This is a genomic window from Novosphingobium sp. PC22D, from assembly GCF_002556635.1.
In the GTDB taxonomy this organism is placed as follows: Bacteria; Pseudomonadota; Alphaproteobacteria; order Sphingomonadales; family Sphingomonadaceae; genus Novosphingobium.
Genome location: NZ_MWMO01000001.1, coordinates 396,230 through 412,794, shown reverse-complemented (window position 1 = coordinate 412,794; position 16,565 = coordinate 396,230). Strand labels below are relative to the sequence as shown.

Genomic DNA, 16,565 nt, shown 5'->3' with positions numbered 1-16,565 from the left:
GCCATGGCTGATGACTCCGAGAAGACCGACATCGTAACCCGCGCGGCCGTCGCGGCCGGCGCCGCGATTGGTTCCGCCGCGATCGCGGCCGCGCTCCTCTACGTCCGGAAGCGGCGCGACAAGGACAAGCCGACCGCGCCGCCGCCGCATCCGGAAGACGCCCCCGAGACCGACTGATGCAGCCGGTCAATGCCATTGCCGGCCGTGCGATCCCGTTCGGTCGCAAGAACGTCGACACCGACGTCATCATCCCCGCGCACTGGCTCAAGACGGTCACGCGCGAAGGGCTGGGCAAAGGTGCGTTCGAGACGGTCAAGAAAGAGCCGGGCAACGTCTTCACCGATCCCGAGTACGCAGGCGCGCCGATCCTGATCGCGGGCGACAACTTCGGCTGCGGATCGAGCCGCGAACATGCCGCCTGGGCACTGCTCGACATGGGCGTGACTTGCGTGATCGCGCCGAGCTTTTCGGACATCTTCTCGGGCAATGCCTTCAAGAACGGCATCCTCACCGTGGCCCTGCCGCAAGAGGCGATCGATCGCCTCATGGAAGTGGCCGGGACCGATCCGATCGACGTCGATCTCGAGAGCCAGACGGTGACGACCCGGTTTCAGGATCGATTTGCATTCGACATCGACCCGTTTCGCAAGCATTGTCTGCTCGAGGGCCTCGACGAGGTCGGACTGACGCTGGCGCAGGGCGACGCCATCGCGGGCTACGAGGCGAAAGCAAGGGACACGCTCCCGTTCCTCGCGCGCACGCCCGCGACGGCGGCATGGCGCGAAATTCGTTGAACGCGGCGGATCGCCGCCCTATCGCGATCCACGACACGTTGAGGGAAACCGATGACCACTTTCAATGACCGCGATCGCGGCGAGGAAGCCAAGTACGCGCACGACGAAGAGATGATGTTCCGCATCCAGGCGCGCCGCAATCGTCTGCTGGGCGAATGGGCCGCGGGCGAGATGAAGCTCTCGCCGGCCGAGGCTGACGCCTACGCCAAGGCCGTCGTCCAGGCCGACTTCGAGGAAGCGGGCGACGAGGACGTCATCCGCAAGCTGCTGGGCGATCTCACCTCCGCCGGCGTCGATATCGACGAGGCCCGCGTGCGCTCCGCGCTCGAGGAAAAGCAGGTCGAAGCGCGCCGCCAGCTCATGGGCGAGGCCTGAGGCGGCGCTGTCATGGCAATGCCGGCAAAGGAAATCGCGGATCTGATCCGCGCCGCGCTTCCCGACGCGGTCGTGACGATGACCGACCTCGCGGGCGACAACGACCACTGGAAGGCGCACGTGATCTCGTCCGCCTTCGTCGGCAAGTCGCGCGTGGCCCAGCACAAGATGGTCTACGATGCGCTCGGCGAGCGGATGGGCGGCGAACTCCACGCCTTGCAACTGACGACCGCGGTTCCCAACTGACCTGCAGCAGTTCTCAATCCGGCAATCGCCGGAACCCGCGTTCAGAGGTTTTTCGCACATGACCGACGTCAACCAGCGCATCGGCGAAATTGTAAACGGAAACGACATCGTGCTTTTCATGAAGGGCACGCCGCTGTTTCCCCAATGCGGTTTCTCCAGTCGCGCCATCGCCATTCTCGAGCACCTGGGCGTCGCCTACGAGAGCGTCGACGTGTTGCAGGACCAGGACATCCGGCAGGGCATCAAGGCCTTTTCGGAATGGCCGACGATCCCGCAACTCTATGTAAAAGGCGAATTCGTCGGCGGCAGCGACATCATGATGGAGATGTTCGAGGCCGGCGAACTGCAGCAGCTCATGACCGACCAGGGCGTCGCCCGCGCGGACTGAAGCGCGCACTTTCCGGGCCGCTTGGACAAAATCCAGCTTGCGTTCCCGTGACCGCTTTTCAGAACTTCGAACCGGAAGCGGACCTTCCGGACACGACAACGAGTACGAACCCGCTAGCGCGGTAACGGCGCCTAGATCTGATGTTGCGATGATCATGCGAGTTCAGCGCTTCGGTTGAGCAAGGCCCGGTACGGGCAGACGCTTCGGACTCCTTCAACCGAGGAGTCGAACGATGACCAATACCACTTCCCACGATACCACCCCGTCGCTGCGCGAGCGCTTCGTCGAAGACATGAACCTGCATCGGCTGTCGCGGGCGACACAGCGCAACTACCTGCGCGACGTGTCGCGGTTCGCAGGCTGGCTGGGCCGCCCGCCCGACCAGGCTACGGATGAGGATCTGCGGCGCTACCAGATCGAGCAGCGCGAGACGGGCCTCGGGGCGCCGGCGATGAACACGGCCGTCTCGGCGTTGCGGTTCTTCTACACGCGCACGCTCGACCGGCAGGACCTGACCCGCAAGCTCCATCGGGTGAAGCATCCCCGCGCACTACCCACGGTGCTCAGCCGCGAGGAGGTAACGCGGCTGCTGGACGCGACGACCAGCATCAAGCACCAGGCGATCCTCTCGGTCGCCTACGGAGCCGGCCTTCGCGCGTCAGAGGTTACCAGGCTCAAGGTCCGTGACATCGACAGCGAGCGCATGCTGCTGCGGGTTGAGTGTGGCAAGGGCGGCAGGCACCGCAACGCCATGCTGGCGCAGGATCTGCTGGTGCTCCTGCGCGAGTGGTGGAAGATCGGCCGCCAGTTAGGCGTGATGCACCCTGACGGTTGGCTGTTCCCGGGCCAGCACTACCTCAAGCCGATCTGCTACCGGCAGGTCCACCGCATCGCCGCCGAAGCCGCGCGTATGGCGGGCATCACCAAGCGGGTCGGACCGCACACGCTGCGCCATAGCTTCGCCACCCATCTGCTCGAAGACGGCGTCGACGTGCGGATCATCCAGGTCCTGCTCGGCCACGCCCAACTGACCACCACGACGCTCTACACGCGGGTCGCGACCCGCACGGTGCGCAACGTGGTCAGCCCGCTCGACCGGCTCGGCATGCTCCCGGGGGCGCAGGCGGCACCCGACGGCTGAGGCGGTGCGCACCTCGCTTGAGGTCGCCGACATCTTCCGCGCTGCTGGTCCTGGCTACCGGGCCGCCCATGCCGGGCACCTGAGCCTCATGCAGCTCAAGGTGATGACGGCGATCGAGAACTGCCGCACCGCTGCGTTGGGCGGTCACGTCGAGTCCTGCCAGGACTGCGGGCACTGGCGGATCGCCTACAACTCCTGCCGAAACCGGCACTGCCCTAAGTGCCAGGGCGCGGCGGCGCGCACCTGGCTGGCCGAGCGGGAGGCCGATCTGCTCCCGGTCGGCTACTTCCACGTCGTGTTCACGGTGCCTGCCGAGGTCGCCGACATCGCCTGGCAGAACAAGGCGGCGGTCTATGATCTGCTGTTCCGGGCGGCGTCGGAGACGATGCTGACCATCGCCGCCGATCCCAAGCACCTCGGCGCGCGGATCGGGATCACGGCCGTGCTCCACACCTGGGGCTCAGCGATGACGCACCATCCGCACGTGCATATGATCGTACCGGGCGGTGGCATCGCATCCGACGGTGCGCGCTGGATATCGTCGCGGCTGGCGTTCTTCCTGCCGGTGCGCGTGCTCGGCGCGCTGTTCCGCCGGATCTTCATCACCCGCCTGATCCAGCTGCACGACGACGGCCGGCTCACGTTCCTCGGCGGGGCGGCGCACTTGGCCGAGCGACGCGCGTTCCTCCGGCACCTGGCCCCAGTCCGGAAGAAGCGCTGGGTGGTCTACGCCAAGCCGCCGTTCGCCGGGCCGCAGGCCGTCCTCGCCTATCTATCCCGCTATACGCACCGGGTCGCCATATCGAACCGCCGGCTGATCGCGTTCGACAACCACGGCGTTACGTTCGGCTACAAGGACTATCGTCGCGATGGGCCCGAGCGCCAGCGCGTCATGACGCTCGCCGCCGACGAGTTTATCCGGCGGTTCCTGCTCCACGTCCTGCCGCGCGGCTTCCATCGCATCCGGCACTATGGCCTGCTTGCTGCCTCCAGCCGCAAGGCCAATATCGGGCTCGCGCGAAGGCTGCTGAACTTCGCGCCGGAGCCCGATGAGCCCAGCGCCGACGACCCACTCGATCAGCGCCCGCCATGCCCATGCTGCGGCGGGCATATGGTCGTCATCGAGACCTTCGAACGCTGGCAACAGCCGAGGGCTCCGCCTGAGAAGCTAGTCCTCATCCGGAAGATCGCGCCATGACCCGGCATGGCCTGCGCTACCACTATCCCGCGATGTTCGTGCGGCCAGGGCGAAGCCTGCCTCACACGCGCGCGCCAGCAGCAACTGCCCATCAAAACATGCGCCTGCACCTCGATCGACCATCAGGATCTGGCCTCTCGCTGGCCCGCAGCAAACCGAACGACCCCGCCAAGCTGGTAACTATCCGATCGCCAAGCTGAGCCGGAATCCCAAAACCCCATAGACATCGCTTGCGTCTCCGCGGGTCGTACACGTCCGGGTTTAGTACGCCTGCCGGCGCCCGAAACCCTTCGACATTGCGGACATAAAGCGCAACATGCACAATCAAGGTATGAGCCGGAAGAAACCGAGGTCGCCCCAAGAGAAGAAGGCGCTGAGTTACCTCAACGACCGACGCAACACATATGGCGAGAACGACAAGGCATCGCGCAAAGCTATTCCCGCTCGGAAAGCAGGCGAAAACCGGAAGGTTCGCCGCAAGGCCCGCCAGTCCGTGGGAGTGATTGACCTAGTGGATGAGGTGACGGCGGACGTGGTCGAAAGCTCGCTCCGGCACGACTTGGAGCGCGTGGGAGGCTGGAAGAAGTCTCCAGACGCTCCGCTTTCCGAATTTATCGAACTACAGGCGCGCCATCGCTCGTGGCGTGTTTTGCCGCCCAACCGAACGTCGTCCCAAGAGCGTCACTGAGGGTCCGCTTACCACGACTTTCCTTCCGTTGAGACTACCTTCAGGACCCACCGATAGCAGACGCTCGTTCAGCCAGGAACTTGGTCAGCGGAATAGGTATATACCCTTATAAATCGGTTGAAGCTTGTTGCACCCGGCGCAGTCGCGCTGGCGTGGGCTTCGGCGGCCTGCCGCTCGTTCCGGATTTTGTAGGGAAAACCTCGGGGAGGCGGGGCCGGGAGACTAGACCGGCCCCGCCTCTTTCGAGACTGCATTTGGGGGTACGAGACCAGCATTGCATGCTCCGTGCCAGTTTACCAGATCGCCGCAAAATGGCGATTCCGCGCAGAGCCGTCCGGGCGCATCCGCAAAGAGTTGTAAACCCTGCCGACAAACCCGGCCTGTCGACGATACGGGCGACTCCGCCCTTGCCTTGGCGGGGCCTGCGCGCAAGAGCGATGGCATGAGTGTCTATCCTCCCGACGGTCCCATGCCCGCCAACGGCCCCAAGGTCGTCCCGGCCGCGACCGTCGTCGTGTTCCGCAAGGCGGCCGCGGCCGGCCCGCCCGAATTGCTGATGGTGCAGCGCGCTAAGGAACTGCGCTTCGCAGGCGGCGCCGCCGTCTTTCCCGGCGGACGCGTCGATCCCGAGGATCGCGCGCTGGCCGCCAGGCTCATGCCCGCAGAGGAGCCGGAAATCGGCGCCGGACGCATTGCCGCCATTCGCGAGACGCTTGAGGAAACCGGCCTCATGATCGCCACTCGCGATCGGGTCACCGCGGATCAGGCCGCAGCGGGGCGCGCCATGCTCGAACGCGAAGGCGCCCTCGCCCCCGTGCTCGAACGGTTCGGCTGGCAGCTCGATCCCTTCCGGCTGCAGTTCTACGCGCATTGGTGCCCGCCGCGCGACCGGGCCTTCGACACGCGCTTCTTCGTCACCGATCTCGGCACCGGCGCGGTCGATGTGGCGGTCGACGCGACCGAGAACACGCGCCTGTTCTGGGCAAGCGCGAGCCGCGCGCTCGAACTTGCCGACACTGGCGAGATCAGCGTGATTTTCCCGACCCGGCGCAATCTCGAGCGGCTGGCGCAGTACTCCTGCTATGCCGACGCGCTCGCCGATATCGCCCGCCACCCTGTGCGCCGCATCCACGCCAGTCCGGCCGAGCGTGACGGCGAAGCGTGGCTGATGATTCCGGAAGGCCACGGCTATCCGGTTCGCGGCCAGTCGCTCGCTTCGGCGAAACGCGGGTAGCGGAAGAAGGCCGGCGGCGCCGCACCCTGTTCAGACGTTGTTGAAACGTATCGCCGCCTGCACCGCATGGCGCTGTGCGAGGTGTTCGAGCACCGGGGCATAGATCGGGTGATCGAACTGAACCCCCGCCTTGTCGCCCGCGATCCAGCGCACGATTCCGGTCAGCCCTTCTAGGCCCTCGGGACGGATGACGACGCGCGTGCCAACGCGGAAGAACAGGCTATTGGTGCGCACGCAGCAACCGTTGACCGAGATGTCCGAGATCAGCCCGGCGTCGCGCAGCCCGTTCTGCGTACGGCATTGCGCCGTCATCTCGACGGGCTTGCGATCCGCTTCGCGTGTGATGAACAGGCGTTCCATGGCGCGGGATTGTGCCATGCGAAAGGTTAACCGACCGTTAGGCCTCGCCCACCGCCCCCATTGAAGCTCAGGTCTTCACCCGCAGGCTGAAGAAAAGCGTGCGGCCCGGTTCGGGGTAGCCGTCCACCGTCGCGTAGTTCGCGTCGAACAGGTTGCGCCCGCCAATGCCGAACGTCACCCAGTCGGTGACATCGAAATCGGCGCGCAGGTTGGCGAGAACGTGACCGCCGATCTTGTAATAGCGGGTCCCGGCCGTGTTGACCGTCCAGCGGCTGGAGGCGGCCTCGACGTTGGGGATCAGGTGAAAGGCAGCGATCGGCGACCATTTCGCCCAGATGAAGCCAGAATGCTCGGGCACGCCGGTCGGCCGGAACGCGTCGTTCGAGGGATCATCGAGGCTGCGATGGACCCAAGCGTAATTACCGCCCACGCTCAGGCTGCGGGACACATCGGCGGTGAAGGAGAGTTCCGCGCCGTAGTAGTCTCCGTTGCCCAGATTGCGACTCTGCGAGACCGCGTTGTCGGTGCAGGCCCCCCTCGCGTCGCAAGTCGTGTAGAGGAACGGAAACGAGATGATTGCGTCGCTCAACCGCGCATACCAGCCCGACGCTTCGACGCGCAGGCGACCGAAGTCGCGGGCCGCGCCGAGTTCGAACTGCGTGGCGCGCTCGGCATTGAGACCGGGGTTCGAGACGGCGCCGCCAAAGCGCGTGCTGAACCGCTCGAAGATCGTGGGGAACCGCGCGCGCGACGAGATCGAGGCCCGCAGCGTGGTCGCGGGGTCGGGCGTCCAGACGAGTTGGCCCAGCGCATTGAACGCCCCGCCGTTGCGGCGCTCGAATTCGATGAAGGCACCCTCGGTGAAGTCTTCGGCGCGGCGTAGCTGCCGCCAGTCGTAGCTTGCGCCCGCGATGAATTGGAGCGCGGGGGTCAGCGTCAGGGCGTTCTCGATCGCAGCGCTGAACGTTTCCTCGATGTCGGTCTGCCAGGGCTCGACGAAGTTCGTCGGCGCATAACTTTCCTGGTACTCGCGGTGGCGGTCGTTGCGATAGTGCATGGCGATGCTCAGCCGCTCGGCGCTCGTCGGCCGCAGGTCGAGCTGCGCCGAGCCCCCGTAGGCGCGGTCGCTGTAGGCGCTGGTGAACGCATAGGGGCGCGTCTGCGTGGTGAGCGACTTGTCATCATAGCTGACCAGCGCGTTCTCGAACGTGTTGTAGTAGGCGCGCAGCTTGAGGTCGGCGATCGGCGCGATCCGCGTGGTCGAGAGGAAATAGACGTTCTGCAGGTCCCACCAGGGCCAGGTCCAATAGCGCAGTCCGCTCGTATCGCTGACGTGGATCGGCGCCAGCTTCTCACCCTCCTGCTTTACGACGCTGATCGCATATTCGTCGGTGGCATTGGGCGTGAAGCCGATCTTGGCGCTCGCGCGCCAGTCCTCGGTGCGGCTGAGGTCGCGTTCGCCGCGATCCTCGTTGGCGGTCGCGTCGAAGCGGTTCGAGAGGTCCCAGTGATCGGTGAAATTGCGCGCGAAGCTCGCCTGCGCGTACCAATTCTCGTGCCGTGTGCCGAGCGAGGCGAAGGCGGTATAGCCCGCGTAGTCGACGTCGTTGTCGAGGTTGAGGCTCACCCGCGCCTCGGCGTCGAGCGCCTTGGTGGGCTTGCGCGTCACCAGGTTGATCGCGCCGCCCATGGCACCCGGGCCGTCGAGCACCGAAGCATAGCCCTTGGCCACCTGAATCTCGGCGATGTCGGGCGTGAGAAAGCGACCATAATCGAGCCGTCCGTCGGCGGGCAGGTAGACGCGGATACCGTCGATCGAGAGCGGCACCTGATAGCGGTCGAAGCCCCGCACGAAGATCAGCCGCTCGTTGCGCGCATTGCCCGATGTGCCTGCGGTGACGCCCGGAATGAGCCGGGCAGCATCGTCGAGCGAGTCCCGCCCGAACTCGTAGATCGCCTCGGCGTCGACCGTATTGCTCGCAAGATCGGGCTCGGCTTGCCGCGTTGCAACAACGACGATCCGGCCAAGTTCGAACCGGCCCGTCTCGTCCCCGGCGGCATCGGCGGCCCATGCGGGGCAGCTTGCCAGCGACGCGGACAAAGCGACTGCGGCCGCGGAAACGCGGTAATTCATGCTTTCCCTCCATGAACTCGAGTGCCGGAATGGCCTGGCATCTATCTATATTTCACGGTATATAGATCAGGGTTCAACAGGAGGCGCAAGCCATGATTCGACTGGCCACGATGTTTTTGTTCGCACTCGCAGCAGGGACGCCCGCTCTCGCCGAACCGGCCGCGCCCGCTTCGCCTTCCATGCAGCCCGATGCCGCCTGCCCGGCGAGTCCCGCCGCGCTGTCTGGCGAGTTCGCCGGATGGTCGCGGAAGCATGCGCCCGTCACGGCGGCCGTTTCCCGGGCCGCCGCCGATACAGCCAGCCTCGTGCCGGGCACGGCCTATGCCGCAACCTTACGGCGGACGCCCGCCGTCACCTATGCGCTGCGCCCCGCCAGGCCGGGCGGCTCGGTCAGCTTCGGCGGACTGTTCGCCTTCACCGTGGCAGAGCCGGGAACCTATCGCGTCGCGCAGGACGGTCGCGCCTGGGTCGACGTGATCGAGGACGGCGCTTTCGTCGCTTCCAGCGCGCACGGCCATGGCCCCGAATGCTCGGGCATCGCCAAGATCGTCGACTACGACCTGCGATCCGGTCCACACCTGCTGCAAGTCTCCGCGGCGGGCGAGCGCGAGATGACGCTGCTCATCAGCCGCGCGCCGTGAGGCCGCTGCTGGCGCTGGCGCTGGCCTTCGCGGCCTTAGGCATCACCGCCGCAACGCGGGACGCCCAGCGCCGGGCCATCGCCCCCGAACAAGTTGCCGCCGCGCGGATCGAACTCGGCCGCCGTCTGTTCCACGACGCCGATCTCTCGATCAACGGCACGCTCTCGTGCGCGTCGTGCCATGGTCCGGCGCAGGGTTTCGTCGACAATGTGCGGACGCATCCGGGTGCGCACGGCGAGCCTGGCCTGCGCAACGTGCCGAGCCTGCTCAACGTCGCCGCGCTGGCACCGCTCACCTAGGCGAACCGCGACCTCTCGACGCTCGAGGCGCAGGCGATGGTGCCGATGACCGGACGCGACCCGATCGAGATGGGCATGGACGGCGCCGAGCCCGAACTGATCCGCCGGCTTTCGGCGAGCCCGTGCTACCGCGCGCTGTTCGATGCCGCCTTCCCGGGGCGGAGTGATTCGCCGATCGGCTTCGCCACGGTGAGCCGCGCGCTGGCCGCATTCGAGCGCACCATCGTCAGCTATGACAGCGCCTGGGACCGTGCCCACGCCGGAGAGGCCCCGCTTTCCGCAGCCGCCGCGCGCGGCGAGGCGCTGTTCGCCGGCGGCGCGGGATGCGCATCTTGCCACGCCGGACGCGATTTCACCGACCGCGCCTTTCACCGCCTGCCCGGCTGGAGCGCCGATGCCGAGGATCAGGGGCTCGCACGCGAGACGGGCCGCGCCGCCGATGCCGGGCTGTTCCGCACGCCGCCGCTGCGCAACGTCGCCGCGACCGCGCCCTACCTGCACGACGGCAGCGCGGCCACTTTCGACGAGGTTCTCGCCTATCACGGCGCCGCCCTCGCCCCGCCGGACCGGCGCGCGATCGCGGCCTTCCTCGCCAGCCTGAGCGATACGAGCCTCGACGACGATCCGCGTTTCGCGCTCCCCGATCCGGAATGCCCCGTGCCCTGAATTGCTCCGAAATCGCCCGATGAGGTGATACCCGATACTGGCAAGCCGGGTCCAAACCGCATACCAACTCCTTTGCGCGCGCGCCGCGACCGCGCGCCAAAAGGAAGGTTGGAGGATGACCAGACCCACCGGGCCCTGCAAGATCAAGGTCCAGATCTACTGCGGCGAGGAGATCGCCATGGGCCCGGGCAAGGCCGACCTACTCGAAGCGATCGAGCGCGAGGGATCGATTTCGGGGGCCGGGCGCGCGCTGGGGATGAGCTATCGGCGGACCTGGCTGCTGGTCGATGCCATGAACCGCTGCTGGGACATGCCGCTGGTGGAAACGGCGATGGGCGGCAAGGGCGGGGCGCGCGTCACCGAATTCGGACGCGGCATCCTGCAATGGTATCGCGCGCTGCAAGGCGATCTCAAGACCGCGAGCGCGGGCGAGCCGCTGGCTGCGCTCACGTCCGCGCTGCGCGACGCGCCGCTTCCGAGCCAGCACTAGGCACGCAGGAGGCTGTCACTCCGGGCCAGCACATAGAGAGGCAGGTTGGCTTGACGCGCGCGGTCGAGCGCCAGCGTGGTCGGCGCCGAGATCGTGACCATCGCCGGACAGCCGGACAGCGCGGCTTTCTCGACCAGCTCGAACGAGCACCGCGACGAGAGCAGCGCGAAGCCGCCGTCCCAGCCGAGCCCCTGCCGCAGCATCGCGCCGATCAGCTTGTCGAAGGCATTGTGCCGGCCGACATCCTCGCGCACGAGCCGGATGGCGCCGTCCGCCGCGCAGAGCGCCGCCGCGTGGACCGCGCCGGTCTCACGGTTGAGCGGCTGGTGCTCGCGCAGCGTGGCGAGAGCGGCGAAGATTGCGCCTTCCTCGGGCCGCGCGGCATCGGGCAGGCGCGGCAGGGGGCGCATCGCCTGTTCGAGGTTCTCGATCCCGCAAAGCCCGCACGAGGATTCGGACGTGCGATGGCGAACGCGGTCATGGATGCGCGCGGCCGCCTCGTCCTCCAGCCCGATCCGCACGATCACGCCCTGCTCGGCATGGTGGATGGCGACGTATTCGACTTGCCCGGCGGTCTCGATCAGGCGCTCGCTTCGCGCGAAGCCGTAGGCGAGATCCTCCAGGTCGTCGGCGCTGGCCATGAGCACGGCATAGCCGATGCCGTTCAGCTCGATCGCGACCGGGACCTCCCGCGCGATCGCGCGCGCCTGCGCGTGCGCCTTGCCCGTGGCCTCGATCAGGTCGAAGGTGTGGAGGTCGGAAGCGCTCACCGGGAGGCGGGCCGCAGCGTGACGTGGACGGACTTGTAAGACGGCGTGCCGCTCAGTTCGTCGTGATCGTCGAGCGGGACGAGGCAATTGGCCTCGGGATAGTAGGCCGCCAGCGATCCGCGCGCGATGGCATGGGCGACGAGGGTGAAGCCCTCAAGCACCCGGCCGGGACCCGCGTCGACATCCACCTTGTCGCCATGACGCAGGCCGAGATCGGCCAGATCCTCGGCATTGGCGAAGATCACGTCGCGGCGCCCCGAAATCCCGCGATAGCGGTCGTTCATGCCGTAGATCGTGGTGTTGTACTGATCATGGCTGCGCACGGTCGTGAGGATCAGCGTCCCGGCATCGCCCGTGGCGCCGCTCAGCGGATGGGCGATGAAATGCGCCTTGCCCGAAGGCGTGTTCCATTGCCGCTGCGACGCGCCGACGGTGAGGCGGAAGCCGCCCTTGCGGCGCGCGCGGACATTGAAGTCGCGAAAGTCGGGAAACACCGCCTCGATCGCATCGCGGATGCGGTCGTAGTCGGCGACGAGCCAGTCCCAGTCGATCGGCGTGTCGGGCAGCGCCGCCCTGGCCATGCCCGCGACGATCGCCGGCTCGGACCTGAGATCGTCCGCGGCGGGCTTGAGCGAGCCGCGCGAGGCGTGGACCATCGACATCGAATCCTCGACCGTGACCCACTGTTCCCCCTCGGCCTGGACGTCGCGTTCGGTCCGTCCGAGGCAGGGCAGGACGATCGTCTCTTTCGCGAGCAGCAGGCAGGTGCGGTTGAACTTGGTCAGGACGTTGACCGAGAGATCGAGCCCGCGAAAGGCCTCGAAGCAGGCCTCCGGATCGGGCATCGCCATCGCGAGATTGCCGCCCAGCGAGATGCACGCGCGCGAACGCTTCTCGCGCATCGCGACGAGCGCCTCGACCGCGGCATGGCCATGCGCGCGCGGGCTGGTGATGCCGAAGCGCTCGTCGAGCCGCGCCAGCATCGCCTCGCCCGGAATCTCGGTGATGCCGACGGTGCGGTCGCCCTGCACATTCGAATGGCCGCGAAGCGGGCAGATGCCCGCGCCGGGCTTGCCGATGTTACCGCGCAGCAGCAGCAGGTTGGCGATCTGCTGCACGTTCTGGGTGCCGTTGGCATGCTGGGTGATGCCCATGCCATAGCACACGATCACATTTTGCGCGCTCCAGTAGGTGCGCGCCATGCTCTCGATCGCCGCGCGCTCGAGGCCGGAGCGGCGCACGATCTCGTCCCAGGCGATCGCCTCGACATCGGCGCGCAGCTCGTCGATCCCGAGCGTATGCTCGGCGATGAACGCGCGGTCGAGCAGGCCCTCGCCGCCGCTGGCGAGGTCGGCCGCGTCGGCCTCGAACAGCGCCTTCATGATGCCCTTGAGCATCGCGCTGTCGCCGCCGACGCGGACCTGATGATAGGCCGAGGCGAGCTGGGTGGCGCGCGGCGAGAGCATTTCGGCGGGATGCTGCGGCGACTTGAACCGCTCCAGCCCGCGCTCCTTCATCGGATTGGCGACGACGATCGGCGTGCCGCGCCTCGCCGCCGCCGCCAGCGTATCGAGCATCCGGGGATGGTTGGTTCCCGGATTGTGGCCGATGCAGAAGATCGCGTCGCACGCGTCGAAATCGTCCAGCGTCACCGTGCCCTTGCCGATGCCGATCGACTGGGGCAGGCCGACGCTCGTCGCCTCGTGGCACATGTTCGAGCAGTCGGGGAAATTGTTCGTGCCATAGGCACGCGCCATGAGCTGGTAGAGGAACGCCGCCTCGTTGGAGGCGCGGCCCGAGCAATAGAACTCGCACTTGTTGGGATCGTCGAGCGCGCGCAGGCCCGCGCCGATCCGCGCGAACGCCTCGTCCCACGAAACCGCGACGAAGCGGTCGCTCGCCTCGTCATAGCGCAGCGGATGGGTGAGCCGGCCCGCGTCCTCGAGCGCATGGTCGCTCCACTCCCACAGCTCGGCGACGGAATGGCGGGCGAAGAAATCGGGGTCGGCGCGCTTGGCCGTGGCCTCCCAGGTCACCGCCTTGGCGCCGTTCTCGCAGAACTCGAACGAGGAGGTGTGCTTGGGATCCGGCCAGGCGCAGCCGGGACAGTCGAAGCCCGTCGGCTGGTTCACCTTGAGCAGCGCGCGCGTATCGGTGGACGCGCCCATCTGGTCGCGCACCGCGAGCGCCACGGCCTTGAGCGCGCCCCAGCCGCCCGCCGGTCCGTCGTAGGACTCGACCCCCGCGATATCGGGTTGCGTCGCGGATTGCTGGTCGTGGGACTCGTCCATCTCTGCTCTCGTGGCTTTGCGGAGCGAATTTAAGCGGTTATTTCCTCCGCACAACCGCGAGAGCCCGGCAAGGACGCTAGGTCGTCGCCTCCGCCTCGACGGCCGATCGCGCCGCGTAGCGGTTTGCCAGCACGGTGCAGACCATGAGCTGGATCTGGTGAAAGAGCATCAGCGGCAGGACCAGCAGCCCCAGTTGCGGGCCGGAAACGAGCACCGTCGCCATCGGCAGGCCGCTCGCGAGCGACTTCTTGGACCCGCAGAACTGCAGCACGATCACGTCTTCAATGGGAAGCCGCATGACCTTTTCCGCGACCATGCGGGTCAGCACGAGGACCACGGCCAGCAGCGCGCCGAGAATCGCGACAAGCAGGGCGAGGTCGGCGATGTCGACGTTCGACCAGATATGATCCGCCATCCCATTGGAGAATGCGACGTAGATGATCAGCAGGATCGAACCCCTGTCGGCGAGGCCGAGCACGCGCTTGTTCGCCTGAATCCAGCTCCCGATAACGGGCCGCAGCATCTGCCCTACCAGAAACGGCGCGAGAAGTTGCAGCGCGATGTCGCGAAAGACGTCGAAGGAAACCGCGACGCCGCTGATGTTGAGCAGCCAGCCCGCGAGGATCGGACTCACGAACACGCCCAGGATGTTCGAGGCCGAGGCCGCGCAGAGCGCCGCCGGCACATTGCCGCGCGCGATCGAAGTGAAGGCGATCGACGACTGCACCGTCGAGGGCATCAGGCACAGGAAGAGGATTCCCGAAACGAGCGTCTCGGGAAGCACCGCCGGCGCCACTTGCGCGATCAACACGCCCAGGACCGGGAACAGCGCGAAAGTGCAGACGAGGACGGCGATCTGCAGGCGCCATTGCATGATCCCGTCGAGCGCGGCCCGGGGCGAAAGGCGCGAGCCGTAGAGAAAGAAAAGGAAGACGATGCCGGCATCGGCCGCCGCACCCGCGACACGCGCGCCGGTGCCCACGGCGGGGCACACCGCTGCAAGGCCGACGGTCAGCAGCATCAGCGCGATGTAGGGATCGATCGAACGCAGGATACGGGTCATGGCCGATGCCGTTCCGCGTTCGCATCGCAATTGTAAATCCGGTTTAGCGATTTTCAGGTTGATCGCGAAACGACATTGCCGCTGCTCGAACGGCTCTGGCCGCGCAGCGGGCTGCGAGGCCTCGCCTCGCCCGCATGATCCGGACCCACGATTCCGCCTTGGGCACATGCGACGGTGACGCTGACGGCAAGATCGGGCCCCATGCCGCCCCCCTCGGGGGATTTGCCGCCTGACGGACAGCGGCACGATCAACTGGACGTTCATTTGCGAGGAATTATATACTGACCGTTATGTCCCCGTCCTCTCCATCCGTCACCGCCTGTGCCGCATCCCCCTCGCGCGGCCGTCCGCGCGAATTCGATCCCGATGAAGCGCTTGCACGGGCGTTGCGCGTGTTCTGGCAGCGCGGCTACGAAGGCGCCTCGATGGCCGAGCTGACCGAGGCGATGGGGATCGCCAAGCCCAGCCTCTATGCCTGCTTCGGCAACAAGGAAGCGCTGTTCCGCAAGGCGCTCGACCTCTACGAGCGCGAGAAGCTGTGCTACGTCAAGACCGCGCTCGATGCCCCGACCGCGCGCGGCGTTGCCGAAAAGCTGCTCACCGGCGCGCTCGCCACGCATTGCGGCGAGACCGATCCACAAGGCTGCCTCGGCGTGATCAGCGCCGTTACCTGCGGAGCGGAGGCGGAGACGATCCGCGCCGAAGTGATCGCGCGCCGTGCCTCGTCGGAACGCGCGATCGTCGCCCGCTTCGAGCGCGCGCGTGACGAGGGCGACTTGTCCGAGCACGTCGATCCCGAGGCGCTCGCGAGCTACCTGACCACGGTGATGCAGGGCCTTTCCGTCAAGGCCGGGAGCGGTGCCGGGCGCGAGGCGCTCGAGCGGATCGTCGCGACGACTCTCGCCTGCTGGCCCTCGGCCTGAGCCCGCAGCGCGGGCGGCGCGCTTCGAAAAAAATCTGCATTCATTCGCGGTTCACCTCTTGAAAAGGGGCGCCGAGCGCTAATTTACCGGGCGGTACACAAAAGCGCTTGACCAGATTGGCGGCGTGAAATATATACCGATCAGTACATAAAAGGACCGGCCAGTGCCGCAGTTATGGAGGTCCCCCATGTGTAGTCCCGTGAAGGGCCGGTCCTGACCGGCTGACCGCGCTTTGGCCCGGTGACTGCCGGGCCGGCAGGTCCATTCGAAAAAACAGGCATGCTCGCGCGAGACGGATCGTCTCGGCGTTCGCATCCGCACACCCACTCGCCCGGCGCGGCTCGCGCCGGCGTCCCCCGGCGCGCGATCCCCGCCCCCCCAAGCCCGTGCGCCGGGGGCTTTTCTTTCAGGAAGGACACCCGATGGCTTTCATCGACTTCAGGCCCGTCGAAAGCGCCGAGACAACCATGAGTCCCGAAATCGCCGCGATCCTTCCGGGGATCGGCGCGCAATCGCCGGCCGAGCCGATCAGCGCCTACGAATGGCGGATCGTCGAGCTTGCCCGCGGCGACGATCTCGCCTCGCTACGCCCGCAGCGCAAGCGCGGCCGGCTGGCGCGGCTGCTGTTCGGTCCGCAGCCCCCCTCGCCGGTGCTCGCCAACGAGCGGCTCGAGGCGCTGCGCCGCCTGGCGGTGCGCGCCTGGCACGAGGGCTATCGGCTGCCCGCGTCGGCGATCAAGGACGCGATCGCCGCGGGCTTCAGCGAGCATCAGGCGGGCAACGTGATCGACAGAATTGTCGATCTGCGCATCGCCGGGCGCGGGGTGACCGCATGAACCGCCCCCTCGATTCACGGGAAATATC

Annotated in this window: 18 protein-coding genes and 1 pseudogene; 14 read left to right on the top strand and 5 right to left on the bottom strand. The window is 67.0% G+C overall.

Translation table 11 applies throughout. The features are described from left to right. Positions 1-3 precede the first annotated feature (3 nt). The 9 genes from B2G71_RS23975 (at position 4) to B2G71_RS01830 (ending at position 6,064) form a co-directional block, all read left to right on the top strand. The gene (locus B2G71_RS23975; protein ID WP_168176215.1) at positions 4-177 is read left to right on the top strand and encodes a hypothetical protein; all 174 of its coding nucleotides are present in this window, start codon (positions 4-6) and stop codon (positions 175-177) included. Continuing rightward, positions 177-794, top strand: coding sequence for a 3-isopropylmalate dehydratase small subunit (gene leuD / locus B2G71_RS01865; protein ID WP_098104053.1), 618 nt, complete (start codon positions 177-179; stop codon positions 792-794). The genes B2G71_RS23975 and leuD overlap by 1 nt, the downstream gene beginning before the upstream one ends. A gap of 51 nt (positions 795-845) precedes the next feature. After that, complete coding sequence (locus tag B2G71_RS01860; protein ID WP_098104052.1) at positions 846-1,169, top strand: DUF1476 domain-containing protein; 324 nt, start codon at positions 846-848, stop codon at positions 1,167-1,169. Between the two features lie 12 nt (positions 1,170-1,181). Next, positions 1,182-1,415, top strand: coding sequence for a BolA family transcriptional regulator (locus tag B2G71_RS01855; protein WP_098104051.1), 234 nt, complete (start codon positions 1,182-1,184; stop codon positions 1,413-1,415). A 58-nt stretch (positions 1,416-1,473) separates the two neighbouring features. Continuing rightward, positions 1,474-1,803 (top strand): Grx4 family monothiol glutaredoxin, encoded by a 330-nt coding sequence (gene grxD, locus B2G71_RS01850; protein WP_098104050.1) that lies wholly within the window; start codon positions 1,474-1,476, stop codon positions 1,801-1,803. A 232-nt stretch (positions 1,804-2,035) separates the two neighbouring features. Further along, a complete protein-coding gene (locus B2G71_RS01845; protein ID WP_098104049.1) occupies positions 2,036-2,944 on the top strand; it encodes a site-specific integrase in 909 nt (302 codons plus the stop codon). A gap of 4 nt (positions 2,945-2,948) precedes the next feature. Further along, positions 2,949-4,142 (top strand): IS91 family transposase, encoded by a 1,194-nt coding sequence (locus B2G71_RS01840; RefSeq protein ID WP_098104048.1) that lies wholly within the window; start codon positions 2,949-2,951, stop codon positions 4,140-4,142. Between the two features lie 316 nt (positions 4,143-4,458). After that, a complete protein-coding gene (locus B2G71_RS01835) occupies positions 4,459-4,830 on the top strand; it encodes a hypothetical protein (protein WP_141521462.1) in 372 nt (123 codons plus the stop codon). A gap of 442 nt (positions 4,831-5,272) precedes the next feature. Beyond that, positions 5,273-6,064 carry an NUDIX domain-containing protein gene (locus B2G71_RS01830; RefSeq protein ID WP_098104046.1) on the top strand — a complete coding sequence of 264 codons (792 nt, stop codon included), beginning with the start codon at positions 5,273-5,275 and terminating at the stop codon, positions 6,062-6,064. Positions 6,065-6,094: 30 nt separating this feature from the next. Here B2G71_RS01830 and B2G71_RS01825 read toward each other — a convergent pair whose 3' ends face one another. Continuing rightward, complete coding sequence (locus tag B2G71_RS01825) at positions 6,095-6,442, bottom strand: PilZ domain-containing protein (RefSeq protein WP_240529960.1); 348 nt, start codon at positions 6,440-6,442, stop codon at positions 6,095-6,097. Between the two features lie 49 nt (positions 6,443-6,491). Continuing rightward, positions 6,492-8,558, bottom strand: a complete 2,067-nt coding sequence (locus B2G71_RS01820; RefSeq protein WP_098104044.1) for a TonB-dependent receptor — start codon at positions 8,556-8,558, stop codon at positions 6,492-6,494. Between the two features lie 92 nt (positions 8,559-8,650). On the opposite strand from B2G71_RS01820, the gene B2G71_RS01815 reads away from it, so the two are divergent. The 3 genes and pseudogenes from B2G71_RS01815 (at position 8,651) to B2G71_RS01805 (ending at position 10,654) form a co-directional block, all read left to right on the top strand. Beyond that, the gene (locus B2G71_RS01815; RefSeq protein ID WP_240529959.1) at positions 8,651-9,199 is read left to right on the top strand and encodes a hypothetical protein; all 549 of its coding nucleotides are present in this window, start codon (positions 8,651-8,653) and stop codon (positions 9,197-9,199) included. Next, positions 9,085-10,164, top strand: a pseudogene (locus tag B2G71_RS24415) (cytochrome c peroxidase). Before B2G71_RS01815 ends, B2G71_RS24415 begins: the two are co-directional and overlap by 115 nt. A 115-nt stretch (positions 10,165-10,279) precedes the next feature. Then, positions 10,280-10,654, top strand: a complete 375-nt coding sequence (locus tag B2G71_RS01805; RefSeq protein WP_098104042.1) for a LysR family transcriptional regulator — start codon at positions 10,280-10,282, stop codon at positions 10,652-10,654. Here B2G71_RS01805 and fdhD read toward each other — a convergent pair. The 3 genes from fdhD to B2G71_RS01790 all read right to left on the bottom strand — a co-directional run bounded on the left by fdhD (position 10,651) and on the right by B2G71_RS01790 (position 14,778). After that, the gene (gene fdhD / locus B2G71_RS01800) at positions 10,651-11,394 is read right to left on the bottom strand and encodes a formate dehydrogenase accessory sulfurtransferase FdhD (RefSeq protein WP_240529991.1); all 744 of its coding nucleotides are present in this window, start codon (positions 11,392-11,394) and stop codon (positions 10,651-10,653) included. The two genes, B2G71_RS01805 and fdhD, sit on opposite strands and share 4 nt — an antisense overlap. Before the next feature lie 26 nt (positions 11,395-11,420). Continuing rightward, entirely contained in the window at positions 11,421-13,715 is a 2,295-nt protein-coding gene (locus tag B2G71_RS01795; RefSeq protein ID WP_098104040.1) for an FdhF/YdeP family oxidoreductase, read from the bottom strand. Positions 13,716-13,791: 76 nt separating this feature from the next. Further along, the gene (locus B2G71_RS01790; RefSeq protein WP_098104039.1) at positions 13,792-14,778 is read right to left on the bottom strand and encodes a bile acid:sodium symporter family protein; all 987 of its coding nucleotides are present in this window, start codon (positions 14,776-14,778) and stop codon (positions 13,792-13,794) included. 290 nt (positions 14,779-15,068) lie between these two features. On the opposite strand from B2G71_RS01790, the gene B2G71_RS01785 reads away from it, so the two are divergent. Beyond that, the gene (locus tag B2G71_RS01785; RefSeq protein ID WP_098104038.1) at positions 15,069-15,701 is read left to right on the top strand and encodes a TetR/AcrR family transcriptional regulator; all 633 of its coding nucleotides are present in this window, start codon (positions 15,069-15,071) and stop codon (positions 15,699-15,701) included. A 422-nt stretch (positions 15,702-16,123) separates the two neighbouring features. Next, positions 16,124-16,537 carry a hypothetical protein gene (locus tag B2G71_RS01780; RefSeq protein ID WP_098104037.1) on the top strand — a complete coding sequence of 138 codons (414 nt, stop codon included), beginning with the start codon at positions 16,124-16,126 and terminating at the stop codon, positions 16,535-16,537. The last annotated feature ends 28 nt before the right edge of the window (positions 16,538-16,565 follow it).